21 protein-coding genes are annotated in these 24,065 nt (G+C 72.2%); 14 read left to right on the forward strand and 7 right to left on the reverse strand.

Annotated features, from left to right (window positions below; all coding sequences use genetic code 11):
* Positions 1-729: 729 nt before the first annotated feature.
* Positions 730-2,106 carry an MFS transporter gene (locus tag ADY01_RS05610; RefSeq protein ID WP_234320085.1) on the reverse strand — a complete coding sequence of 459 codons (1,377 nt, stop codon included), beginning with the start codon at positions 2,104-2,106 and terminating at the stop codon, positions 730-732.
* Positions 2,107-2,199: 93 nt separating this feature from the next.
* Here ADY01_RS05610 and ADY01_RS40300 point away from each other — a divergent pair, with 93 nt between their 5' ends.
* The 6 genes from ADY01_RS40300 to ADY01_RS05635 all read left to right on the forward strand — a co-directional run bounded on the left by ADY01_RS40300 (position 2,200) and on the right by ADY01_RS05635 (position 5,782).
* On the forward strand, positions 2,200-2,355 hold the full coding sequence (locus tag ADY01_RS40300) for a hypothetical protein (protein ID WP_234320080.1): 156 nt from the start codon (positions 2,200-2,202) through the stop codon (positions 2,353-2,355).
* Positions 2,356-2,510: 155 nt separating this feature from the next.
* Entirely contained in the window at positions 2,511-2,783 is a 273-nt protein-coding gene (locus tag ADY01_RS05615; RefSeq protein ID WP_049566525.1) for a heavy-metal-associated domain-containing protein, read from the forward strand.
* A 131-nt stretch (positions 2,784-2,914) separates the two neighbouring features.
* Positions 2,915-3,907 carry a hypothetical protein gene (locus ADY01_RS05620; protein ID WP_049566528.1) on the forward strand — a complete coding sequence of 331 codons (993 nt, stop codon included), beginning with the start codon at positions 2,915-2,917 and terminating at the stop codon, positions 3,905-3,907.
* A gap of 122 nt (positions 3,908-4,029) precedes the next feature.
* A complete protein-coding gene (locus ADY01_RS41495; RefSeq protein ID WP_049566530.1) occupies positions 4,030-4,209 on the forward strand; it encodes a cation transporter in 180 nt (59 codons plus the stop codon).
* A gap of 341 nt (positions 4,210-4,550) precedes the next feature.
* On the forward strand, positions 4,551-4,778 hold the full coding sequence (locus ADY01_RS05630) for a hypothetical protein (RefSeq protein WP_159000970.1): 228 nt from the start codon (positions 4,551-4,553) through the stop codon (positions 4,776-4,778).
* Positions 4,775-5,782, forward strand: coding sequence for an NAD(P)/FAD-dependent oxidoreductase (locus tag ADY01_RS05635; RefSeq protein WP_049566536.1), 1,008 nt, complete (start codon positions 4,775-4,777; stop codon positions 5,780-5,782). Before ADY01_RS05630 ends, ADY01_RS05635 begins: the two co-directional genes overlap by 4 nt.
* Before the next feature lie 491 nt (positions 5,783-6,273).
* Here the strand turns inward: ADY01_RS05635 and ADY01_RS05640 are convergent, their stop codons facing one another.
* Together ADY01_RS05640 and ADY01_RS05645 are read right to left on the reverse strand one after the other, a co-directional pair.
* Positions 6,274-6,789 (reverse strand): putative immunity protein, encoded by a 516-nt coding sequence (locus ADY01_RS05640; protein WP_049566576.1) that lies wholly within the window; start codon positions 6,787-6,789, stop codon positions 6,274-6,276.
* Between the two features lie 227 nt (positions 6,790-7,016).
* A complete protein-coding gene (locus ADY01_RS05645; RefSeq protein ID WP_049566540.1) occupies positions 7,017-8,474 on the reverse strand; it encodes a carotenoid oxygenase family protein in 1,458 nt (485 codons plus the stop codon).
* A gap of 92 nt (positions 8,475-8,566) precedes the next feature.
* Between ADY01_RS05645 and ADY01_RS05650 the strand changes: the two genes are divergently transcribed.
* Together ADY01_RS05650 and ADY01_RS05655 are read left to right on the forward strand one after the other, a co-directional pair.
* A complete protein-coding gene (locus ADY01_RS05650; RefSeq protein ID WP_049566543.1) occupies positions 8,567-9,088 on the forward strand; it encodes a PadR family transcriptional regulator in 522 nt (173 codons plus the stop codon).
* Between the two features lie 137 nt (positions 9,089-9,225).
* Positions 9,226-11,406 (forward strand): hypothetical protein, encoded by a 2,181-nt coding sequence (locus ADY01_RS05655; protein ID WP_049566546.1) that lies wholly within the window; start codon positions 9,226-9,228, stop codon positions 11,404-11,406.
* A gap of 24 nt (positions 11,407-11,430) precedes the next feature.
* On the opposite strand, the gene ADY01_RS05660 is transcribed toward ADY01_RS05655, so the two are convergent.
* Positions 11,431-13,110 carry a hypothetical protein gene (locus ADY01_RS05660; protein WP_234320082.1) on the reverse strand — a complete coding sequence of 560 codons (1,680 nt, stop codon included), beginning with the start codon at positions 13,108-13,110 and terminating at the stop codon, positions 11,431-11,433.
* Between the two features lie 361 nt (positions 13,111-13,471).
* On the opposite strand from ADY01_RS05660, the gene ADY01_RS05665 reads away from it, so the two are divergent.
* Together ADY01_RS05665 and ADY01_RS05670 are read left to right on the forward strand one after the other, a co-directional pair.
* Positions 13,472-13,819: an ArsR/SmtB family transcription factor gene (locus ADY01_RS05665; protein WP_049566579.1), complete on the forward strand. Its 348-nt coding sequence runs from the start codon at positions 13,472-13,474 to the stop codon at positions 13,817-13,819.
* Between the two features lie 4 nt (positions 13,820-13,823).
* Positions 13,824-14,261: an SRPBCC domain-containing protein gene (locus ADY01_RS05670; protein WP_063784128.1), complete on the forward strand. Its 438-nt coding sequence runs from the start codon at positions 13,824-13,826 to the stop codon at positions 14,259-14,261.
* A 62-nt stretch (positions 14,262-14,323) separates the two neighbouring features.
* Here the strand turns inward: ADY01_RS05670 and ADY01_RS05675 are convergent, their stop codons facing one another.
* Positions 14,324-15,370, reverse strand: a complete 1,047-nt coding sequence (locus ADY01_RS05675) for a LacI family DNA-binding transcriptional regulator (RefSeq protein WP_324612896.1) — start codon at positions 15,368-15,370, stop codon at positions 14,324-14,326.
* A 371-nt stretch (positions 15,371-15,741) separates the two neighbouring features.
* Here ADY01_RS05675 and ADY01_RS05680 point away from each other — a divergent pair, with 371 nt between their 5' ends.
* Entirely contained in the window at positions 15,742-17,646 is a 1,905-nt protein-coding gene (locus ADY01_RS05680; protein ID WP_234320083.1) for a hypothetical protein, read from the forward strand.
* A 111-nt stretch (positions 17,647-17,757) separates the two neighbouring features.
* Here the strand turns inward: ADY01_RS05680 and ADY01_RS05685 are convergent, their stop codons facing one another.
* Both ADY01_RS05685 and ADY01_RS05690 read right to left on the reverse strand, forming a co-directional pair.
* On the reverse strand, positions 17,758-18,735 hold the full coding sequence (locus ADY01_RS05685) for an aldo/keto reductase (protein ID WP_049566588.1): 978 nt from the start codon (positions 18,733-18,735) through the stop codon (positions 17,758-17,760).
* A 306-nt stretch (positions 18,736-19,041) separates the two neighbouring features.
* Positions 19,042-20,031, reverse strand: a complete 990-nt coding sequence (locus ADY01_RS05690; RefSeq protein ID WP_049566559.1) for a LacI family DNA-binding transcriptional regulator — start codon at positions 20,029-20,031, stop codon at positions 19,042-19,044.
* 331 nt (positions 20,032-20,362) lie between these two features.
* On the opposite strand from ADY01_RS05690, the gene ADY01_RS05695 reads away from it, so the two are divergent.
* Genes ADY01_RS05695 through ADY01_RS05705 form a run of 3 tightly spaced genes read left to right on the forward strand, consistent with a single transcriptional unit; the run spans position 20,363 to position 24,016 of the window.
* The gene (locus tag ADY01_RS05695) at positions 20,363-21,898 is read left to right on the forward strand and encodes a sugar ABC transporter ATP-binding protein (RefSeq protein WP_049566562.1); all 1,536 of its coding nucleotides are present in this window, start codon (positions 20,363-20,365) and stop codon (positions 21,896-21,898) included.
* Positions 21,895-22,962, forward strand: coding sequence for an ABC transporter permease (locus tag ADY01_RS05700; RefSeq protein ID WP_049566565.1), 1,068 nt, complete (start codon positions 21,895-21,897; stop codon positions 22,960-22,962). Before ADY01_RS05695 ends, ADY01_RS05700 begins: the two co-directional genes overlap by 4 nt.
* Positions 22,952-24,016, forward strand: a complete 1,065-nt coding sequence (locus tag ADY01_RS05705) for an ABC transporter permease (RefSeq protein WP_049566569.1) — start codon at positions 22,952-22,954, stop codon at positions 24,014-24,016. The genes ADY01_RS05700 and ADY01_RS05705 overlap by 11 nt, the downstream gene beginning before the upstream one ends.
* Positions 24,017-24,065 lie beyond the last annotated feature (49 nt).

Raw genomic sequence — 24,065 nt, forward strand, 5'->3', positions numbered from 1 at the left:
CACTCCGGACAGCAGATCGCCCTCAGCACCGGCTGCCGCCGCCTGCGTCCCCCCCCGGCCGGACGCGGAACAGCGTTCGAGCTGACGCCGCACTCTCCGTCGACCGGGACCCTGACCTCCCCGCCGATTACGCGCCGGGCCCGGCGATGACGCGCGGAAGGCCCCGCCCGGAGTGGTCGGCCCGGAACGATCGCACCGCTCACATCGGCGTCGGCGTCGGCGCCGGGGCCGGGCCTGTGCTTGTCGGCCAGGGAGGGCGATGAACCTCTTCGTCCGTGTCACGGTGGCTCCCGACTCGATGGGTGGGGTGTCCGTCTCAGCAGTACGGCAAGGCAGCGCTCCGGATTGTGATGTGATCAGTTCGGGCCCCCTGAGTGCCTGTCCTCGGACGGGATGTGGTCCGACAGGGATGTAGGCCACCGCCGTGCCGCAGGCGAAGTGGGGTCGCAGACCCGCGGCGGTGTCGGCCGCCGCGTGACGCGGGTCGGAACGCGGGCGGCCGGGGATCTCGGTGCCGGGTGGCGGTACACGTGCGCTGCCGCCACCAGCAGATGCTGGGGATTCCAGGCGGCGTGCGGCAGCGTTGAGCAGGCAAGAGATCAGGCAGCGGCCGGCCGCGGGGGATGCCGCCGTGGACGTCGAATCGGGAACGCCGTTTCCGGTCGGGATCGTTGGATCCCGACCGGAAACGGCTCGGATGGCGACGCGAGGTTTCGCGCCGGTGGGTGATCAGCTGCTCCCCGCCGTTTCGTGCTCGGGAGCGGCCGACCGCCTGCCGGTGCGGAGCGTGACCAGGGTGAGGACCGCGCCGGCCGCGGCGATGGCGCCGGCGCCGGTGAAGGCCGCGGAGAAGCCGTCGGTCAGCGCGGCGGCGTCACCGAGCTCGTCGGCGCCCCGCGACGCTGCCAGGGCGGTCATGGCGGCCAGGCCGAGGGCCGAGCCGATCTGGTAGCTGGTGTTGACGATGCCGGAGGCAAGTCCGCCCTCCTCGGGCCGGGCCGAGGAGATCGCCGTCCCGAGGGAGGGGATGAAGGCCAGCGACATTCCGATGGCGGCGACCAGCGAGGCCGGGAGCACATCGGCCCAGTAACTCCCGTCCGGGCGGACGAGGGACAGCCACAGCATCCCGGCGGCCAGGGCCGCCATGCCGACGGCGATCATCGTTCGGGGCCCGAAGCGGCTCTGGAACCACGGTGCCAGCACGATCATCATCAGCATCACCGCGCCGGTCATCGGCAGCAGCGCCGCACCCGACTCGAACGCCCCCAGGCCCAGTACCTGCTGCAGGTAGAGATTGAGGAAGAACCACATCGGTATCCACGCTCCGGCCAGCAGCAGCTGGGCCAGGTTGGCGGCGGCCAGGTTCGGGGTGCGCAGGATCGACAGCCGCATCAACGGCTCACGGCGCGTGGCCTGAAGGGCGACGAACAGCCCGGTCAGCGCCGCGCCGGCAGCCAGCACCAGCCAGGTCCCGGCCGAACTCCAGCCGGTCTCCGGGGCGCGGACCACGGCATAGACGACCGTGCCGAGCCCGGCCGTGACCGTGAGCGCGCCGAGGAGGTCTATGGATCCGCGGCGCGGCGGGGCAGCGGGCATCAGACGCGGGATGGCGAGCAGCGTGACCACCGCGACCGGGATGTTCACGTAGAACACCCACGGCCAGCTGGTGTACTCGGTGATCACACCGCCGAGGAAGACCCCGGCCGTGCCGCCGGCGGGGGCGGCGGCACCGTACAGCGCGAACGCCTTCGTCAGCTCCTTGGGGTCGGAGCCGAAGAGCATCATCAGCAGCGTCAGGGCCGAAGGCGCGATCAGCGCGGACCCCGCGCCCTGGACGGCCCGTCCCGCCAGCTCCACCCAGACCTCGTTGGCCAGACCGGCGGCCAGGGAGCCGACGGCCAGGACGGCCCAGCCCGTCGCGAACATCCTTCTGGCTCCGAAGAGATCGGACAACCTGCCTCCCAGAAGGAGCAGGCCACCGAAGGCGACGACGTAGGCGTTGAAGACCCAGGACAGATTGCCCTGGGTGAACCCGAGGTCCGCCTGCATCTCGGGCAGGGCCACGCCAATGATCGACGTGTCCATGATCACCATGAACTGCGCCATGGCGATGAACGCGAGCGCCCACCAGCGCCGCGGATCCTTCTGAGTCGGTGTCACGGACATTCCACTCACCTCAATATACTCCGGGGGGGTATCTTGGAACGCGTCGAGAACATACCCCCTGGGGGTATTTATTTCAAGCTGTTCCAGAAGGGGAACCGCGTGACGGGGGCTGCCGGGCGAGGAGGCGACGAGGCCCGAACGAAGGCGGAGGAAGCGGCAGCCGCGATCGCGCGCTTCGTGCGCACCTGAGCAACGGAACCGTCCCGTGCGTACGCCCGACGGTGATCACCCCGAGGGGGATGCGGCACCCTTGACATACCCCTGGGGGGTATCTAGTGTTCGCGGGGCGCCGGCCGAACCGGACAACAACGGCGCCACGCCCTTCCGAACAGGAGAACCCCGCGATGAGCACTTCCCCTTCCGCCACTGTGGCGACCTACACCGTCACGGGCATGACCTGTGGCCACTGCGTCAGCTCGGTCACCACCGAGGTCGGCAAGATCCCCGGTGTGGCGCGCGTCGACGTCGACCTCAAGGCCGGCTCCGTCCAGGTGACGAGCGAGAACCCGGTCGACGACGCGTCGGTGGCCGCGGCGGTCGAAGAGGCCGGCTACGAGGTCGTCCCGGCCCCGGACGCCGAGCCGCCTGCGGCGAGCTGCTGCGGAAGCTGCCACTGACCGGTCGCCGCCGGTCCGTGTCCCGGACCGGCGGCACCCACGGGGCTCTCGCCCCCACCTCATCGACATGGTGCGGCGTACCACCCCCGGCCCTCCCGAAGTGGGAGAGCGCATGGAAAGGAAGATCAGCGATGAACACAGCGACGAAGGTCGGCGCCTTCGGAGCCGGCGTCAGCCTGGCGTTCGGGGTGGCCCTCGGGATCGGCAACGCCGTCGGCCCGGTCGGCGCCGAACCGGCCCTCTCCGACCACCAGGCCCACGGCGCAAACCCGGACCCGGACACGGATACGGACACGGACACGGAAATGGACCAGGACATGAACCACGACGGCCACACCACCCCCACCGCCGGCCCCGAGGCGCCCGGCGGACTTCAGATATCGGAGCGCGGCTACACCCTCGCTCCTCCCGACGAGCCGCTGCCCGCCGGCGAGCGGACCGACTTCCGTTTCCGCATCCTCGGCCCCGACGGCGAACCGCTCGCGGACTACGAGAAGACCCATGACAAGGACCTGCATCTGATCGTGGCCCGCCGGGACCTGTCGGGCTTCCAGCACGTCCACCCCACCCTCGGCGCGGACGGCGCCTGGAGCGTGCCTTTGACCTTCGCGAATGCCGGGGACCACCGGATCTTCGCGGACTTCTCCCCGGCGGGCGACCCGGACGGCCCGCTCACCCTGGGCGCGGATGTCGCCGTCACCGGTGGCTACCGGCCCGAGCCCCTGCCGGAACCGGCCCGAACCGCAGGCGTCGACGGCTACACGGTCACCCTGGACGGCGATCTGGCCGCGGGCGCGGACAGCGAACTCACCCTGTCCGTCAGCAGGGACGGCCGGCCCGTCACCGACCTCGAACCGTACCTGGGGGCCTACGGACACCTCGTCGCCCTGCGCTCCGGCGACCTCGCCTACCTCCACGTCCACCCCCAGGGCGAGCCGGGCGACGGCGAGACCCCCGCCGGGCCCGGCATCACCTTCCACACCCGGGCCCCCAGCGAGGGCACCTACCGCCTCTACCTCGACTTCCAGCACAACGGCGCCGTCCGCACCGCCGAATTCACCGTCACCGCCGGACAGGTCGCGCAGCGGCCGACCCCCGGCGCGTCCGCAGGTCACGCCCACTGACCGCCCTCAACGGGCAGGACCACAAGGCCGACCCCCGCCATCTACATACCCCCTGAGGGTAAGCGGGCCGAAGTCGCCGGTCGTCAGGACACCCAGCCCTCGTCGAACGAAGGAGACCCGCGGTGAACACGCACACGCACACCATCCCCCGGCAGACCGGCCAGGTCGAACTGTCCATCGGAGGCATGACCTGCGCCTCGTGCGCCAACCGCATCGAGCGCAAGCTCAACAAGCTCGACGGCGTGAGCGCCACCGTCAACTCGCCACCGAGAAGGCCAGGGTCACCTACACCGGAGACCTGACCGTCGACGATCTCGTCGCCCAGGTCGAAGCCACCGGCTTCACCGCCGAACCGCCCCCACCACCGACACCGGCAGGGCAGGCCCCGCCCGAGACCGGGCGTGGCCCGGACGACGACGGCCGACGCAGGGCCCCGCGCGACCGGCTGCTGATCTCCCTCACCCTCACCGTCCCCGTCCCCGTGATCATTGACCTCAGGGGCAGTTGGTCAGGAGCATCACCGCGGTGAGCCCGCAGCGGGAGGAAGGATCGAGGCTCGGCAGCCCTACGTTGTCGGCGTGCTCGCGGCAGCCGATCGCCGGCAGGGACACGGCGGCGGGCGCCCTGCGGTACCGTGCTGCGGGTGAGCGTGCGACGCGTATGGGCGGGCCTGGCCGGCCGGGCGCCGGGGGGGAGCCGGGAGTTCAACCCCGCGTGGCCCGGGGGCGAGTTCAGCCTGATGAGCCACGACGAGTCCGCCTCCTCGCTGCCGGCCGTGTCCGTCGAGGTCGATGACGTGGACGCTCGCGTGCGCCGCTTCCTCGGCCGCGCCCCGGGCGGGAACGCCGTCACCGCGCCGAGCCGACGGTGAGCGCCGGCCTGGTGGTCGTCGGCGCCGGCATCGTCGGCGCCTCGGTGGCCTATCACGCCGCCCGGGCCGGTGCCGCCGTGACCCTCCTCGACGCCGGGCGGCCGGGCGCCGGCGTGACGGCCGACTCGTTCGCCTGGATCGGAGCCTCCGGCGTACGCACCGGGCCGGCCGCCGCGCTGCGGGCGACCGCCACGGAGGAGTACCGCCGGCTGGAGACCGAGCTGCCGGGGCTCCCGGTGACCTGGTCCGGCTCCCTGTCCTGGGGCGCGGCGGGCGGCGCGCCCCAGGTGGGGCCCGGGCAGGAGATCGTGGACGCGGCCACCGTGGCGGCGCTCGAACCCACCCTGCGCCGGCCCCCGGAGTGGGCCGTCTGGGCTCCCGGTGACGGCGCCGTTGACCCGGTGGGCGTGACCGAGCGGCTGGTCGCGGGTGCCCGCGCCCACGGCGCCCGGGTCCGTCCGGACACCCCGGTCACCGCGGTCCGCCGGGACGCCGCGGGTCGGGTTGCCGGGGTCGAGACGGCCGCGGGGCCGCTCTCCGGTGCGACAGTGGTGCTCGCGGCAGGGGTGGCCACGGCCGCGCTGGGCGCGACGATCGGCATACGCGTCCCGGTCGACCCGTCGCCGGCGACGCTCTTCCGGTTCCGCGCTCCGGCCGGTCTGGTCCGCACCGTGGTCACCAACCGGGACTTCGATCTCCGGCAGGTCGCCGCGGACCGGCTGATCGCCGCCGCGGACTCGCCCGAACGGACTCTCGCCGCCGTCCGGTCCACCTTCCGCGGCGCCGCGGACGTCGAGCTGCTCAGCGCCCGGGTCCGCCCACGCCCCATGCCGGCCGACGGCGAGCCGATCGTCGGCCCGGTCGCCGAGGTGCCCGGCCTCTACGTGGCGGCGCTGCACGCCGCGGTCACACTCGCCCCGGCCGTGGGCCGCCTGGTCGCGCGGGAACTGATCGACGGCGCCGCCGAGCCGCTGCTGGCGGGCTGCCGTCTCGACCGCTTCTGACGGTCGGTCCGCTGATCCGACTTCTCGGGGATGGTGTGGACGATCCCGCGTCGGCGCGGGTACGCGCGGAAGCACGTGGTCGGGACGGGCGAACCGCGTCTCGTCAGCAGGTCCGCATCATGTTCCGTGACAACGCCGGGGGTCGGGCGAGGCGTTCGTCCCGCTCGGTGAACACCCCGATCGGGCACGGCGCCTCAGCACACCGCCACGTCCGCTCGCGCCACCCAACGCCTTGGTGCGTCGGCCAGGACCGCGTCGGGGTGGCCGTGGCTGTGCGCGACGACACCGCGGGCGGGGCTCCCCGCCCGCACGGTCGGCATCCCGACGTCGGCGTCGCGGCCGACACCGCACGCCGTAGGCTCGGACACCGGTCGAGTCCCTCGGGTCGGTGTGCACGTCGCAACGGTCGAGATGCACGGAGGATCGCCGGCATCAAGGCGGGGAGTTCCGACCGGTTGGGCCAACCATCAGGGGCCGTGCCGGGGTCGGCGTCAGCAGTCGAACGCCGACCAGCAGATGTCGTTGCGCAGCCGCTGGTCATCGAGCACGAGCTCGCGGATCTCCTCCGGGAGTTGATCGCGCTGCCACCGGCACTCGCGTCGGCCCGCGGTCCCGCTCTCGCCGTCCGGCGCCGCCGCACGTGCGGCCTTGATCGCGTAGGCGGCCGCGCCGAGTTCGTGCGCGGCGACGTGGGCGACGGCCCCGGCCTGGCCGGCGGCGTACGCGGCATGCCGTGCCGCCCCCCGCAGGTCTCTGGCCGCACCCATCGCATGGCCGCCCGCCGCGCGAGCCCGCATCATCGTGACCTCGCCACGTACCCAGGCCCGCGCGTGCTCGATCGCCTGGCGCGGTCGCGGGTCCTCGGGCCGGGCCGACTCGAAGAGGCCGAGGACGTGCTCCGCACACGAGGCAGCCCACAGGGCGAGGAGCCGGTGATCCGCATCGGTGAGAGTCCCACCACGGCGGATCGTCACGAAGCGAGGGTCCCGGACCTTCGGAAGGATCATGACGTGCACCCCCACCCGCGGGCCTCGGCGCCACTCCCCGCGGTGTGCCTGGGCGACCGGTCAGCCGTCCGGCGCGGGGAATGATCCGGAACGCTCATCAGCCGGGCGGCTGTTCAGCGGCAGGCAGGCTACCACGCGAGGACGTCCATGCCCCGTCGTCGGTCCCGCGGAACGCCGAGACGCGGCAGAGGACTTCCCCGCGTGCCACCGGCCGGTTGCCGAGGCGTTCAGTGGTGGCGTGCGAACAGGCCATGGAAGCCGAAGGGGATGGCCTGCGGCACGGTGGCCCGTGCCCGTTCGGTGAAGGTCCGCGCGTCGAGCACGAGCAGGAACGACGACTGCCTGGCCGCGTCGAGCACCACCGACAGCACGACCCCCTCGTCCTCGGCTCCGTCCTCGGCGCCCTCGGGGGCGTCCGGAGCCGCGACGAAGACCGGCTCGCCCGGGTAGTGATCCTCCTCGGACCAGGTCAGCGTGGCGCCCGTCGTCACGTCGAGCTTGACCAACTGGTTGAGGAAGTCGTCCGGGCGCCGACCGCGTGCGCCGGCACCGTACACGTACTGGTACGGCGCGCCGTTGTACCGGTCGTACGCGATGCGCGGCAGCTCCAGTGCCTCCTCCGACAGCGGCTCGACGCCGACCCGGCCGCCGCCGTCCAGGCCGATCCGGTAGCGGGTGGGCCTGGGCAGCGGGACGCTCCGCGCGGCGCGCACCCGGTCGAGGTAGAGCGCGTCGATGACCGAAGCGTTCTGGTACGCGCAGATGTCGAGGACCACGTCGTCACCGTCGTCGAAGGCGTTGATGTGATGGAAGGCGAAGCACGCGGGCGCCTCGTACACGCCGCGCACCTGGCCGTCGCGCAGGTCCATGACGGTGAAGCGGGTGCCGCGTTCGGGCTCCCAGCGGTAGTTCTCGATGAACGGCCGGCCGCCGAGGGCCATGTCCAGCGGGTTGACCACCAGGGGGAATTCCGCCAGCACGACATACCGTCGCGTGATCCCGAAGCTGTGCATGTAGGACGGCCTGGCGGCCCGGTGGCGGCCGATCAACTCCCGCGAGGTAGCGGCGGATTGCTGCCGGTAGACGCGGTACTCGCTGGTCCGCGAGAAGTGCAGCAGGTAGTTGACCAGGTCCCCGGTGCCGGGGTCCTGGTGCGGATGGGCCGTGGTCACCTGCCCGCTCAAGCCGTCCTCGTAGCCGACCACCCCGGCCGTCTCCAGCGTGTCGCGGTCGAACTCCACGGGGAGGGGCGCCTCGGTCAGGGCGACGTAACGGTCCCCGAAGCGCGTGATGTTGACGTTCGCGTTCGGCGTGGCCTTGCCCGTGAAGCCCGTGAAGCGCGTGAAGAAGCGGGCGAACAGCGAGCGGCACGGATCGGTCGCGAACTCCCGGAAGGCGATCCGTCCCGACTCGGTCATGGCCCGGTGGCTCGGGGTGTCGAGGAACCGGTTGGCGTACCCGACCCGGCCCTCGTCGAACGTGAAGCGGTGGACCATGGCCTGCCCGTCGAACCAGTGCCGCACCGAGCGGGTCCCCGTTTCGAACAGGGCCGGGCCGTTGCGCAGCAGGCTGCCGCTCAGCCAGTCGGGCAACGAGCCCTCGACCGGCAGGTCCGCGACGGCGATCTCGCGGTTCAGATCGCGGAAGCCGATGTCGAAACCAGGTGCGGGCGGTGTGATGCTCATGGCCGTCTCCAACGCTCATCGTCGACGTGACACAGTGGACTGTGCAATCCAGCGAAACACCGTCCACAGTGGAATGTCAAGGAGGGGCCCCGGTGGCCGACGTCAACCCCACCGCAGCGTCACTGCTCGGCTTTCTCCATGCGGGGGAAGCCAGCGGATACGAACTGGTCGACCTGGCCGAGGCGTTCATCGGCGACTTCTGGACGCTCACCAGAAGCCAGGTCTACCGCGAGCTGGCGGCACTCGCGGAGCGCGGCCTCGTCGAAGCCGGTCCCGTGGGCCCGCGGGCCCGCCGCCCCTACCGGCTCACCGACGCGGGCCGGACCGCCTTCGCGGCCTGGCTCGCCGAGCCACCGGGCCCCGAGCAGATCCGCTACCCGCTGCTGCTCACCCTCGCCTTCGGCTCCGCCCTGGACCGCGACCGGCTCGTCGAGTTCATCGCCGACCACCGCGCCGTCCACGAGAAGCGGCTGGCCGGCTACCTGGCGAGGCGGACCGAGGGCTTCCCCGACCGCTACCAGGAGGCCACCTGCGCCTTCGGCATCCGCTACGAACGGGCGGTGCTGGCGTGGATCGACGACCTGCCGGCGATCCTGGGGGACGGCGACGTGTAGCCCGGCGCGAGACGTCCGGGCCCCGTGGACATCGTCCCAACCGTCCGGAGCCCCGGGCGTGGTGAGGGGGCATAACCTGGGGGAGTGCGGATGCGGGAGCGGTGCGGGAGAGCCGGTCACGGGGGACGGGGGTCGTGATGGGTGGCGAGTCCGGGGACGAGGCCGGGGGGCGGCGTCCGGAGGTGCGCAACGAGCTGGCGGGTGTGGATGCCGGGGCGGTGATCCAGGCGGGTGTCGTGCACGGTGACGTCGTCGTGCAGGCGGGCCGTTCGCCGCTCGGGCCGCCCGCGCAGGTGCCTCCGAGCACACGGTGGTGGGTGGATCGCTCCGCGGTGCTCGCGGACTGGCGCCGGTCGCTCGACGGCGCGGGGCGGACGCCGCCTTGGGTGACCGTGCTCAGCGGGATGCACGGGGTGGGTAAGAGCGCGCTCGCGTACCGCATGGCGGAGCAGGGTGAGGACAGGTTCCCCGGTGGCCAGATCCATGTGGATCTGGGCGAGTGGCGGGATGAGGCCGGACGGGTGGACGTCTCGGGCGCCCTGCGGGGGTGCCTGCGTTCGCTGGGGGTGGCGGATGCGTTCCTGCCGATGGCTCTGCCGGACCTGGCCAACGACTTCCGGTCCCTCACCGCGGGGAAGAGCGTTCTGGTGGTGGTGGACGAGGTGACGGAGCCCGCCCAGGTCGAGCCGTTCATCCCGAAGGCGCTGGGCAGCGTGGTCGTGGCCGTGAGCCACGGGCGGCTGGCCGAACTGGTCGTCGACGGGGCGCGGTTGGTGCCGGTGGCTCCGCTGGACGCGCCGGACGCGATCGGGCTGCTGGTGGCCCGCTGCGGGCGGGAGGCGATCGAGGGGGAGCGGGAGGCGGCCGAGCTGCTGGTGTCGCTGTGCGGGGGGTTGCCGCTGGCGCTCGGTGTCATCGCGGCCCAGTTGCAGCTCGACCCGGACCGGTCGCTGGCGGAGCTGGTGAGTGAGCTGGAAGACGAGCGGGGGCGGCTGGAAGGGCTGCTCCAGGGGGAGGCTCGAACCATGTCCGCGGCGTTGACGTTGGCCTATCAGGCATTACCCCGGGAGTGCCAACGGCTCTACCGGGGCCTGGCGTTGTTCCCCGGTGACGAGTTCGACGCCGAGTTGGCGGGCGTCATCGCGGACGTGCCCGTGGCCGCCGCGCGGCGGCTCCTGCGCGCGCTGTTCGACAGCAGCCTGCTGACGGCCGTTCCGGAGGCTCGGGGGCGTTACCGTTTCCATGAGCTGGTGCGGCTGCACGCCGTCGGTCTCGCGGCCGCGGAGCCGGAGGCGGAGCAGAACGCGCTGGCGTGGCGTGTGACGCGGCACTACGCGCGGTGGACGGCGTGCGCGGACCGCGCGCTGATGGGGGACAGGCTTCGGATCTCCCCGCACGAGCACCTGCCGACGGGCGCCGACGATCCGTTCCACGGGCCGGAGGGCAAGCGACAGGCCCTGGCATGGCTGAGCGCCGAGCGCGCCAACGCGCTGGCGGTGCTGGGCCAAGCGGTGACGCGGGGCCTGTTCGCCGAGGCGTGGCAGATGGCCGAAGCCCTGAGCGCTCTCTACCTCCATCACCGTCATGTCCGCGACTGGATGGAGTCCGCGCGACTGGGCATCACGGCGGCGTCGCGCGACGGGGAGCGGGGCCATGCCGCGGCGCGGGCGCGGCTGCGGTGCCTGCTGTCCCGGCCCTTGATGGACCTGGGTGAGGTGGACCGGGCCCGGGCCGAGTTGCGGACCGCCGTCGCGGAGGCCGACACCACGGACAACGTGCTGCTGCGGGCGTCGGCGCGGGAGTTCCAGGGCCGTGCGTGGGAAGCGGACGACCCGGCGCGAGCCATCGCGCTCTTCCGGCAGGCCGCGGAGCTGAGCGCGGAGGCGGGATCCCTCCGTGGTGTGGCGATCGCCCATCTCTTCACCGGCTGCGCCGAGACCGCCGACGGTCGCCCGCGGCGGGCGCTGTCGACCCTCGCCTCGGCGCTGCGGCTGCTCACCGACGAGGAGACCGCCGTCGAGGATCGGCGGATGGCCGGCCGGGTACGGGTGGCCATCGGCACGGCCCATCACGCCCTGGGGGAGGTGGCGGAGGCCAGGGCCGCTCTCACCCACGGCGCCGAGGATCTTCACCACGAAGGAGCGGCGCACTACGAGTTGCCGGCGCGCGAGCTCCTGGCCGAGATCGCCGAACGGGCAGGGGACACGATCGCGCTCCGCGCGCACCTCCGCCGCGCCCTGGAGATTCTGGAAGGCGGGGGGAGCCCCCGGGCGAAGGACGTGCGTGCGCGCCTGGACGCCCTCGGCGATCCGGACTGAGCCTCCTGGTTCTGTCTCCCGGGGTCAGAGCGCGGACCGGGGTCGAAGGGTCACCTCGGCCGACCGCTCCCCGACGCGCAGGAGGAACGTTCCGGTCGGCGGGATGCCCGCGCGCAGGCACGCGTACCCGACGGCCGAGATCAGCCGGGGCCCCGCGAGGACACCCGTCGCGTTCACCATGACCCTCCGGCCGTCCCGCCAGCCCAGCAGGACGCCGTCCGCCAGCGGCACGGCGGCGATGCGGCAGCCCGGGTGGTGCCGCAGCATGCCCTCGATCCGCCGCTCGGCCTCCTCGGGCGAACGCGGCGCCGTGTCGTCGGTCAGCACGGAGGCACTCTCCGCCCAGGACCGTTCCAGACCGCTCACCTCACTCGCCAGATGGCTGAAGCGGCGCGCCGACTCGGGCCGTTCGGGCCGCGCCGCCGCGGGAAAGCGGCGCACGTCGACGGACCAGGTCTCGTTCTCCCGCGCCAGGTGGGTGAGGACCACCTCCGCGGTGCTCTCCGTGCGCTCCGGTACGGGGAGGGGGAAGGGGGGTGCGGACGCCGTCGGCCACGGCGGCTCGGCCAGCTCCAGCAGCTGGTAGACGGCGGAGCGCAAGCGGGACAGCGTTCGGCCGGGCTCGTGGAACGCCCGCCGGGCGACATCCTGGTACCGCTCGGGCCGGTGCCGCTCGATCGCCGCCTCGATCTGGTCGAGCAGTCCCTTGTCCGGTGCCAGCGACGGAGCGACGCGGCCGAGAGCCGCCATCGCCGTTCCGGGCACCGACTCCCGGCCGAACGCGGCCAGGAGCAGCGGCTTCCCCACCGCCGCGGCGTAGAGCGACAGGGAGCCGTGGTCGCTCACCACGACGTCCGCGGCCGTCAGCGCCGCCTGCCATCCGGCGAAGGGCGGGATGAGGATGAGCCCGGCCTCCAGGGCATCCCGCTGGATCACGCGGAGCTGCCAAGGGCTGTGACCGAACCACACGTTCGGATGCACGGTCGCGGCCACCCGGTACTCGTCCAGAGGCAGTTCCGCCAGCAGACGGCGGGGCAGCTGAGGGACGCGGCCCATCAGCGACTCCGGGCCCCACGTCGACGCCACCAGGACCAGACGCGGGACCCGCCCCCGCGGCAGCCCCATGCCGCGCCGGTAACGGTCACGCAGAGGCGCGCCGGTGAGCAGCCGGTCATGGCAGGGATCGCCGACCAGCAGGGTGCGGCCCGCCAGATCCGGCCGGAGGGCGCCGAGTTGTTCGGCCTGTGCGGGATGCGAGACCGCGTACCAGGAGCGTTCGGGACGCAGGAGCGATCGCGGCACGACACCGGAGTGGCGCCGTTCGGGGCCTCGGGCGTCAGGGACGAGCTTCTGGAACCCGATGCCGTGGGGAAGGACGAGGACGGGCGCCTTGAGGTGGTCGAAGCGGGCGTTCTCGCTGGCGGTGATGACCAGATCGGAGGGCACGTCCGTGGCGTTCTCCCAGGGGATCACCCGCACATCACTCGCGCGCAGGAGATCCTGGACGCCGCCGTGGAAGGCTGATGACCGATCATGGCCGAAGGTCACCTCGACCCGTGGGTCGCCCCGGAAGACGTCGGGGAGGACTTCGAGGAGGCGCGCCGTCGATGTCACTGTTCGGGCCACCGCCAGGACCGTGCGCTCGGCGGGGAACGTCTTCCAGCGCGCCGCCGCGACGTCCACCGGGGGGCCGCTACCGTTCACGCGGCCCCGCAGACGGGGCTAATAAGCTCATACGGTTCCCGGTTCCCGGTTCCCGGTTCCCGGTTCCCGGTTCCCGGTTCCCGGTTCCCGGTTCCCGGTTCCCGGTTCCCGGTTCCCGGTTCCCGGCCTTTATCATATGGGTCCCCCATGGGCAAGAGTTCTGTGTCGCTCGTCGTGGCATGACCCGAGCCGGGCCGGGGCGATCGCCTTGGTCGTCCGGGTCCACCGTAGAGCGATCCGGCCGTCGTGCGAGGCGATGGGTGCCGGTGCGGGCTCTCGGTCGGGGGCCTGTGCGGGTCGGTCCGTGCGTTCGTCGGTCCATGCCGTTGGCGGTATATAACCGATGGGGTATGTTGAGAAGGTGTCCTCGCCGTTCGATGTCCTGGCCGACCCCACGCGGCGGCGGGTGCTCGGGCTGCTCCTCGGGCGTCCCCGACTCGTGGGGGAGATGGCCCGTGAGCTGGGGATGAGCCAGCCGCGGGTGTCCAAGCACCTACGGGTGCTGCGTGACGCCGGGCTCGTCACGGTGCGGGCGGAAGCGCAGCGCCGCTGGTACGAGCTCCGCCCGGAGCCGTTGGCCGATGTCGACGCCTGGCTCGCGCCGTATCGCCGGCTGTGGACCGAACGCCTGGAAGCGTTGGAACGACACGTGGACACGATGCCCGACGTCCCCGAGGAGCAGCCGCGTCAGGCGGCCGAGGAGCAGTGACGTGATGAGCGCGACCAGCACCACCACCTTTGACGGTCGGCCCGCCCTGCGGTTCGAACGTCACCTGAAGCACAGCCGGGAGAAGGTCTGGCTGGCCGTCACCGATCCCGGGCATCTGAGCCAGTGGTATCCGTTTCGCGTGACGGGGCTGGAGCCGAGGGTCGGCGGCCGGATCTCCTTCGACGACGGTGAGGGCACGGTCTACACGGCCACCATCACCCACTTCGACCCGCCCCGGCTGTTCGCCTTCGACGAGCACGATCCGGACGGCGGGGAGCGGGAGTTCGACGATCACGTCCGGATCGAGCTGCGCGGCGAGGGGGCCGGTTGCCTCCTGGTGTTCACGCACGTCATGACCGATCCCTCGATCGCCGACAGTGCCTCCGGAGGCTGGCGGACGTGCCTGGACGAGCTCGTGGCGCGGCTGGGGACGGCGGGATGACTGCCGAGTCGGTGGTACCGGGGAACCGTTGAGGCGGCGGCGCCGGGCCGGTGTGACCCGAGTCAACCGGCCCGGGGCGGCGGCCGGACCGCCTCGGGTGGTTCTCCCGGGAGAGGGCGGACGGAGTCGCGGACGATGATGTGCGTGCCGAGCACGGCGTGGCGGGCGGTGCCGGGGGTCTCGTTCTCCAGGGCTAGGCGCACCGCGGTGTGCCCGAGCTCCTTGTGGGGGACGTGGACGGTGGTGAGGTCGATGTCGGCGGCCGGTGGGAGATCGTCGAATCCGACCATCGAGACGTCCTCGGGGATGCGGAGTCCCTCGGCGCGCAGCGCCGCGCGCGCCCCGGCGGCGATCTGGTCGTTGGCGGCGAAGACGGCGGTGAAGTCCCGCGGTCCCGCGTCGAGTCGCTCACGCATCATGCGGCAGCCCTCGTGTCTCTCCATCGTGCCACCGACCTCCAGCCCGGGGTCGTGGGGGACGCGATGGGCGTCCAGTGCCGCGCGGTAGCCGGCGACCCGGCTCTCGGGCGTCGTGTATCCGGGCCGCCGTCCGAGGAAGAGGATGCGCCGGTGGCCGGCGGAGAGCAGGTGGCCGGTGACGGCGCGGGCGCCGGCGGTGTTGTCGTACTCCACCACGACGGCCGGGACCTCGGGGCCCATCGGGGGCCGACCGCACAGCACCAGCTGTGAGCCCGCCACGGCCAGCGCGCGGGCGTAGCCCGCCATGCGCTCCCGGTAGGCGGCGTCGGCGATGACGTTCCCCACGAGGATCACGGCCTCGACGCCCTCCTCGCGCATCAGGTGGATCATGTCCAGCTCGCGTTCGGGGTCGCCGCCGGTGGTGCCGACGACGCACAGCCTGCCCGCTCGTGCGGCTTCCTCCTGGACGCCCTGCGCGACGTGGGCGTAGTGCGGGGAGGTGACGGAGTTGACCACGATGGCCACGCTCCTGGGCCGCGCGCCCGCGAGCCCCCGGGCGTGGGCGTTGGCCACGTAGTCCAGCTCGCGCACGGCGCGCATGACCTTGCCGCGGGTGGCGGGGGCGTTGGGGTACGTGCCGGACAGGATCCGCGAGACGGTGGCGGCGGAGACGCCGGCGCGTGCCGCCACGTCCCGGATGGTCGGAGGCCGGGGCCTTCCGTCAGCGGGCGTGACCCGGCGAGGCATCCGTTCTCCCTGCGTCCCCTGTGTGTAACCGCTTGAAGCTCGATGGTGGAGCAGGCGGTTCAGCGCGTCAAGCCGCCGACGACGCCTCTTCCCCAGTGTGCCCGCGTTATTGACGGGGCCTCACCCTTCTGCTTCTCTCTCGATTGTGTAAACGGTTTAACTCCTGTCGGTAGCGGCGGCGTCACACATGCTCGGGCGTTTCTCGGGTCGACTCCTCATGGCGACGAGACCCCGGGCGGGTCCCACGCGAGCCGACCGGGCCATCCCTGATCCGCAGGGACAAGTCACCGCGCGTAAGCGTCAAGGAGGTTTCCATGCACGTCAAACAGAGGTGGCGACCCCGTCATGGGGTGGCGGCGGTCGCCACGGTCTTCCTCGCTCTCTGCGCCACCCTGCTCACGGGCACCCCGAGCCCCGCGTCGCCCAGCGCCTCGGTGGCGACGGCCTCGGACCCGGCGGCCGCGCAGGCGGGGCGCCCGATGGAGAATCTCGGCCGCGGGGTCGTGGCCGTGCGCACCAGCCCCACCCAGGTCCTGGTCTCCTGGCGGCTCCTCGGGCTCGACCCGCAGGGCATCGGCTTCAACGTGTACCGCTCCACCGCCGGGGGCGCGGCCGTCAAGCTCAACTCCGCCGTCCTGACGGGCGGCACCAACTACACGGATGCGACCGCCAATCTGACGCAGAGCAACAGCTACCACGTGCGGCCGGTCGTGGGCGGTGCGGAGCAAGCACCCAGCGCCGCCTTCACCCTGACGGGCAATCATGCCCAGGAGCCGGTGGTCCGCGTGCCGTTGCGCGACGGCGGTCCGGTGAAGTTCGTCTGGGCCGGCGACCTCGACGGCGACGGCGCGTACGACTACGTGCTGGACCGGCAGACATCCCCCCAGCGGCTGGAGGCGTACACCGGCGACGGGCGGTTCCTCTGGCAGGTCGACATGGGACCGAACAGCCAGAACCAGGACAACATCGAACCGGGCTCCGCCACGATCGACGTGGGCCACAACGACGGCGTGACCGTCTACGACTTCGACAGCGACGGGCGGGCGGAGGTCGCCGTGCGCATCGCCAACGGCGTCACCTTCGGCGACGGCACGACCTGGACGCACTCCGACGACTCGCGCCAGTTCATGGCCATCCTCGACGGCCGGACCGGAGCGCTCCGCAACTGGGCCTCGGTGCCGACCGACTACCTGGCGGACGGCCCGATGGCCGCGCGGCTCGGAGTGGCGTATCTCGACGGGACCACCCCGAGTCTGGTCGCCTACATGAAGAACCGCCGCGACAACGGCGACTTCAACCTGATGATGGCCGCCTGGAGGTTCGACGGCGATTCGCTCGACCAGCAGTGGAAGTGGCTGCGCGGCAACGCGAACGCCCCCGACGGCCACAACACGCGCGCCATCGATATCGACGGCGACGGGACGGACGAGGTCGCCGAGATCGGGTTCGTGCTCGACGGCGACGGCACCCTCGAATACTCGATGGGGGAGGAGGGCGTCGTCCACGGTGACCGCTTCCACATCGCCGACATGGACCCCGGCAGGCCGGGCCTTGAGGGCTACGGCGTGCAGCAGAGCAACCCCAGCGGCCTGCTGGAGTACTACTACGACGCCTCGGACGGCTCCATGATCTGGAGGCACTCGGGGTCCCCCGCCGACGTGGGACGCGGCATGGCGGGCGACGTCGACCCGCGCTTCCCCGGCATGGAGGTCTGGTCCTTCTCCGGCCTCTACAACGCGCCCGGCAACCGGCTCACCGAACCGGACAGCTCGCTGAGGCCGTGGCCGCAACTCGGGCTGTGGTGGGACGGCGACCTCTCGATGGAGCTGCTCAACGACGGCAAGATCGAGGAGTGGGACCCGGCGAACCCGACACCGAGCGGCAGCCTGCCACGGCTGGTCACCACCTGGAACCACGGCGCGGTCACCGCCGCCCAGGGCGGGCCCACCCTCGTCGGCGACCTCTTCGGCGACTGGCGCGAGGAAGCGGTGTACACCAACGCGGCGTACGACGAGCTGATCATCTTCACCACGAACCAGCCGACGAACACCCGGCTGTACACGCTGGCGCACAACCCCGCCTACCGCAACGCCATGACCTTCAAGGGGTACATGCAGTCCCACCACGTCGACTACTTCCTCGGTAACGGCATGTCCCCGCCTCCCCGGCCCGACATCACCTACGCGGGGGCGGGTTCGCGCTCGCCGGACAGGCCCTAGCCGACCACTCGCCGGAGGACCGGCCCATGACCGGCCTGCCGGGGCACGACATCCCCGGCAGGCCGACCGGCCCGCCCCGCCGGCGTCGCCGACGCCGACGCCGATGGGGGGTCAGCGTTCGAGCTGGTTCATGGCGGCCTCGTCGTGGGTTTCGCCGCTCGCGGGGGTGAGGTGGTCGAGTCGTTCGAGCTGTTCCGGGGTGAGGTCGATGGTGTCGGCCGCGGTGTTCTCCTCGACGCGTGCGACGCGTTTGGTGCCGGGGATGGGGGCGATGTTCTCGCCGCGGGTGAGGAGCCAGGCGAGGGCGATCTGGGCGGGGGTGGCGCGGGCCTGGTCGGCGATGGCCTGGACCTCGTCGGCGATGCGCAGGTTGCGCTGGAAGTTCTCGCCGGTGAAGCGGGGGTTGTTCTTGCGCCAGTCGGTGGCGTCGAAGTCGTCGGTGGAGCGGATCGTGCCGGTGAGGAATCCGTGGCCCAGCGGGGAGTAGGGCACGAAGCCGATGTTCAGCTCCCGCAGGAGGGGCAGCACGCGTGCCTCGGGGTCCCGGGTCCACAGGGAGTACTCGCTTTGGACCGCGGTGACGGGGTGGACGGCGTGGGCGCGGCGGATCGTCTCGGGGCCGGCCTCGGAGAGGCCGATGTGCCGGATCTTTCCCTGGGTGATGAGTTCGGCCAGGGCCCCGGTGGTGTCCTCGATCGGCACCAGGGGGTCGACCCGGTGCTGGTAGTACAGGTCGATGTGGTCGGTGCCCAGGCGCTTGAGGGAGCCTTCGACGGCGGTGCGGATGCCGGCCGGGCTGCTGTCGAGCTGACCGGACGGCCGTCCGGTGTGGGAGATGAAGCCGAACTTGGTCGCCAGGACCACGCCCTCGCGGCGGCCCCGCAGGGCCCGGCCGACCAGTTCCTCGTTGGTGTAGGGGCCGTAGACCTCCGCGGTGTCCAGGAAGGTGACACCCAGCTCCAGAGCCCGGTGGATGGCGCGGATCGACTCGGCCTCATCCGTGCCGGCGCCGGCGTAGGCGGTGGACATGCCCATCGCGCCCAGACCGATACGGGAGACCTCCAGGTCACCGAGCTTGACGTGTTTCACGGCCTTCCTCCGTTTCTCGGCTTCGCGGTCCCTGATCGCGGTCCCTGATCGGGCGGGCGCCTCCATGAGCCGCTCCCCACCACACTCCCCGCCACCGGCCGCCGCCGCGAGCCACCGCCGCGAGCCGTGTCCGCCACCCGGGGGCGCGGCCCCGGGCGGTGCGGTGGTTCGGGGCCGCACGAGGACCTTCAGCGCCTCGCGCCGGTCCACGGCGCGGGTCGACGCGCCCCGCCGCGCACCGGCCGCCCGCACCGGCCCCCGGGCTCGGCGGCCGGCACCTCCGGCGTTCGTCCCGGGGAAGGCGCGTCACCGGGGCGGCGTCGCCGAGCTGCGCCGGGCGATGAAAGTCGGCGCGATGAGGTGGTGACGCGGCCGCTCCCCGCCGATCATGCCGACGAGCACGTCGATGGACGTACGGCCGAGTGCGACGAAGTCCTGCCGCACCGTCGTCAGGGAGGGAACCAGGTACTCCGCCCCCCTGATGTCGTCGAAGCCGACGAGCGAGACGTCCCCGGGGACCGCCACACCCTCCTCCGCGAACGCCGCGAGCACGCCCATCGCCATCTGGTCGTTCCCGGCGAAGAGGGCCGTCGGCCGCCGCGTGCGGCGCGCCACCTCCCGCCCCAGCCGGTAGCCGCTCGCGGCCGTGAAGTCCCCCTCCAGCATCTCCGGCGACGCCACTCCGGCCTCCCGCATCTCCGCCCGCCAGCCGTCCACCCGCGCGCGGGCGTCGAAGGCGGTCAGCCGCCCCGTCAGGTGCACGATGTCCCGGTGCCCCAGCTCCAGCAGATGGCGCGTGGCGAGCCTGGCGCCCAGCTCCTGGTCCAGCTCGACGGAACCGATGGACGCGTTCGCGAGGTCGCCGGACATGACCACGGTCATGGGCACCCGCGTGACCATGCGCTCCAGGGCGCTCGCCACCACCGGGCGATCGGCGATGACCGCGACGCCCTCGGCCGCCTGGCTGGTCAACCGGTCCACCGTGGCGGCGAGTTGGTCGGCGTCGCCGCCCTGCCAGCTGCTCATGTGCACGAAGTAGCCGGCCCGCCGCGCCGCCTCCTCGACGCCGAGCAGGATGCGAGGGAGCTCGAAGAGCTCGGACCCCGCGATGACCAGGCCGAGGGTCATCGACCGGCCGCGCTTCAGCGACCGCGCCAGGTCGTTGCGGCGGTACCCCAGGCGCTCGATGGCCGCCATCACGCGCTCCCGGGTCCGCGGTCGCACCGACGGGTGGTCGTTGAGCACGCGGCTGACGGTGACGTGCGCCACGCCCGCTTCCCTGGCGACGTCCACCATGCTCGGGGGACGTGCCGAACGCGCTGGACCCCGCTCGGACACACGACTCCACTCCCGACCGGCCCCGTGGCCGACGACCAGGGCACTGTATCCCCCCGCCCAAAGCCCCGGCGGGGACGGCCTCGTCGCAGGTCCCGGCCCCTGCGACCGCGCCGGTGGCGTGGGGTGGGCCGGGGCACTCGGGCACCCTCGGCCAAGGCTCGAACGGCGCCCGAAACTTCGAACAACTCCCTGGCCAGAACCGTTATCTTCGGGGGCCTTGACGGTGCGATATGGCCTTGCGTAGCGTCCCATTCGTATCGCTGAAACGATTCAGAAACGGTGATGGCACATGGTGGTGTCGCCCCGCACGCAGGTGAACGACTCCGTTCCCCGGCCCGTTGTCACGCTGCGCGGCGTCTGGAAGAGCTTCGGTGCCGTGGCCGCGCTGCGCGACGCGCGCCTCGACCTCTTCGGCGGTGAGGCGCATGCCCTGGTGGGCGAGAACGGCGCGGGGAAGTCGACGCTCATCAAGATCCTCGCCGGCGTGCACCGGCCGGACGCGGGCGTGCTCGAACTCGACGGCCGGCCGGTGGAGTTCCACAGTCCCAGCGAGGCCAGGGCCGCCGGCCTGGCGGTGATCTACCAGGAGCCCGCGCTCTTCCCCGATCTGACCGTCGCCGAGAACCTCTTCGTGGGCAGGCAGCCGCGGGGCCGCTTCGGGCGTATCGACGAGGCGGCGATGAACGGGGAGGCGCGGGAGCTCTTCCGTCGCCTCGCCGTGGAGATCGATCCGGCACGGCCGGCCCGCGGCATGTCGATCGCCGACCAGCAGATCGTCGAGATCGCCAAGGCCATCTCGCTGGATGCCCGTGTCCTGATCATGGACGAGCCCACGGCGGCCCTCTCCGGTGTCGAGGTGGAGCGGCTGTTCGTGGTGGCCCGTGCGCTGCGCGACGAGGGAACCGCGGTGCTGTTCATCTCGCACCGGTTCTCGGAGGTCGAGGCATTGTGCCAGCGGGTGACGGTCATGCGTGACGGCGCGCATGTGTCCACTGATCTGCTGGCCGACGTCTCGATCGACCAGATCGTGCGCCGCATGGTCGGTCGCGAGCTCGACGCGCTGTTCGTCAAGCAGGAGGTCGAGCCGGGCGAGGTCGTGCTGGAGGTGGAGGGCCTGTCCCGCGCCGGGGTGTACCAGGACGTCTCGTTCCAGGTGCGCGGCGGCGAGATCGTCGCCCTGGCCGGCCTGGTCGGCGCCGGTCGCTCCGAGGTGGCGCAGGGTGTCTTCGGAGTGGACTCGCGCGACGGCGGAACCGTGCGCGTCGCCGGGCGCGTTCTGCCCGCCGGCAGCCCGCGGGCCGCGATGGCGGCGGGGGTGGCTCTGGTCCCGGAGGACCGCCGGCAGCAGGGGCTGGTGCTCGACCTGTCCATCCTGCGCAACACCACGCTGCCGCGCGCCCGCGGGCTGTCGAGGTTCGGCTTCCTGACCGGGGGCGCCGAGCGTCGCGAGGCCCGCGAGTGGACGCGCCGGCTCCGGACGAAGTACGGCGATCTCGGCGACCCGGTGGGCACGCTCTCCGGGGGCAACCAGCAGAAGGTCGTCCTGGCGAAGTGGCTGTCCACCCGTCCGAAGGTGCTGATCGTCGACGAGCCGACGCGCGGCATCGACATCGGGACGAAGGCCGAGGTGCACCGGCTCATGAGCGAGCTCGCCGCGGAGGGCGTGGCGATCCTGATGATCTCCTCCGAACTCCCCGAGGTCCTCGGCATGGCCGACCGGGTGCTCGTCATGCGGGAGGGCAGGCTCGTCGCCGAGCTCCCCCGTGCCGAGGCGACCGAGGAAGCCGTGATCTTCGCGGCGACGGGTCAGGAGGCGGCGGCATGAACGTAGCCGCTTCATCCTCGTCGGGCACCGCACCGCCGCCTGGGGAGCCAGGAGAACCGGACACGCGGACGGGCTCGGCGGCCCTGGACGCGGTCCTGCGCTTCCGCGAGCTGGGGCTCGTGGTGACGCTCGTCCTGCTGGTCGGCGCGACGACGGTGTCCAACGCGAACTTCCTCTCCCAGCAGAGCATCCGCGACATCCTCCTGGCGACGGCGATCACGCTGCTGCTCGCCTGCGGGATGACGCTGGTCGTGGTCAGCAGGGGCATCGACCTCTCGGTCGGCTCGGTGCTCGGGCTCTCCGCCTTCGGCACGGCCACGCTGCTCAGGGAGCATCCGGGGCTCCCCGTGCCGGTCGCCCTGCTGGTCGGCGTCGCCATCGGCGCGGCGTGCGGCGCGGTCAACGGCGTGGTCATCGCCTACGGCAAGGTCCCCGCCCTGGTGGCGACGCTCGGCACGCTCTACGTCTTCCGCGGGGTCGTCTACTTCTGGGCCGGCGGGTCGCGGATCAGCGCCGGGGACATGCCGCGCGGCTTCCTCGACTTCGGCACCGCCCGGATCCTGGGCGTCCCCTATCTGTTCCTCATCGGCCTGGCCGTGCTGGTCGTCGTCGGGCAGTTCCTGCGGCGGTACCGCACGGGGCGCGATCTGTATGCCATCGGTTCGAGCGGCGAGGCGGCGCGGCTGGCCGGTATCGGGATCAACAGCCGGCTCATGCTCGCCTACGTGGCCAGCGGTGCGCTGGCGGGACTGGGTGGCGTGCTCTACGCGGCCCGTTACGGCACCGTCGACGCCTCCGCCGGCACCGGCATGGAGCTGAACATCGTGGCCGCCGTGGTCGTCGGCGGCGTCGCGATCTTCGGCGGCAGCGGCAGCGTCTACGGCGCGGCCCTCGGCGCCCTCCTGCTCACCGTCATCAACAACGCGCTGCCCGTGCTCGGCATCGACCAGTTCTGGCAGCGGGCGATCGTCGGCGTCCTGATCATCGCCGCCATCGCGCTCGACCGCCTCGTCGCCCTCCGCGTCGCGGAGTCGCTACGGAAGAAGGATTCCCATGTCCGCTGAATCCGCGTCCGCCGCACCGCCGTCCCCGCGCCTCTCCTTCGGGCGGCTGGCCACCTGGGACGTCGGGGTGGTCGTCGTCACGGTCCTCACCCTCGTCATCGCGTCGGGCACGGTGGAACAGTTCGGCACGACACGGAACTTCTCGTTCCTCATCCTCGACCTGACGCCGATCCTCGTTCTGGCCCTGCCCATGACGCTGATCATCATGACGGGGGAGATCGACCTGTCGGTCGCCAGCACGGTGGGACTGACCAGCGCCCTGATGGGCGAGATGTGGAACAACGGTCTCCCGCTGGAGACGATCATGCCGCTGGGCGTGCTGGCCGGAGCGGTGCTCGGCCTGGTCAACGGATTCTTCGTGACGGTGCTCGGCCTGCCGTCCCTGGCGGTCACGATCGGCACGCTCGCCCTCTACCGGGGGCTGGCCTACGTCCTGCTCGGTGACACGGCCGTGGCCGACTTCCCCCGGGACTTCACCGGCTGGGCCATCGGCTCGATGAACGGCACCTGGGTCCCGAACGTCGTCATCCCGATCGTCGTGCTCATCGTGGTCTTCACGATCGTGCTGCACGCCACGCCCGTCGGACGGTCCATCCACGCGATCGGCGCCAACGACACCGCGGCGTCGTTCGCGGGCATCCCCGTCGAACGGGTCAAGCTCTGGCTGTACGTCGTCTCGGGCGCCGTCGCCGGCCTGGTCGGCGTCTTCTGGACGCTGCGGTACTCCAGCGCGCGGGCCGACAACGCCGACGGGCTCGAACTGACCGTGGTCGCGGCCGTGCTGCTCGGTGGCGTCTCGATCTTCGGCGGCAAGGGCACGATGTCCGGCGTGATCGCCGGCGTCGTCCTGCTCGCGTCGCTGCACAACGCGCTCCGGCTGGCGGACGTCTCCGCCGACGCCCTGACCATCGTGACCGGATCGCTGCTCATCCTGTCCGTGCTCGTACCCAACCTGACCGGGGCCGTCCGCGCCGGACTCGACCGCCGCAAACGTCCCCGCCGCGTCCGAGGGGCGGCGGCGGACACGCCGGCAGGCGGAGCACCACCGCACTGAGCACCGGGACGTCCCGGTGCCCCGCCGAGCCGGTCGCACCATCCCGCCC

This window comes from Streptomyces sp. SBT349 (assembly GCF_001083795.1).
Classification (GTDB): domain Bacteria; phylum Actinomycetota; class Actinomycetes; order Streptomycetales; family Streptomycetaceae; genus Streptomyces.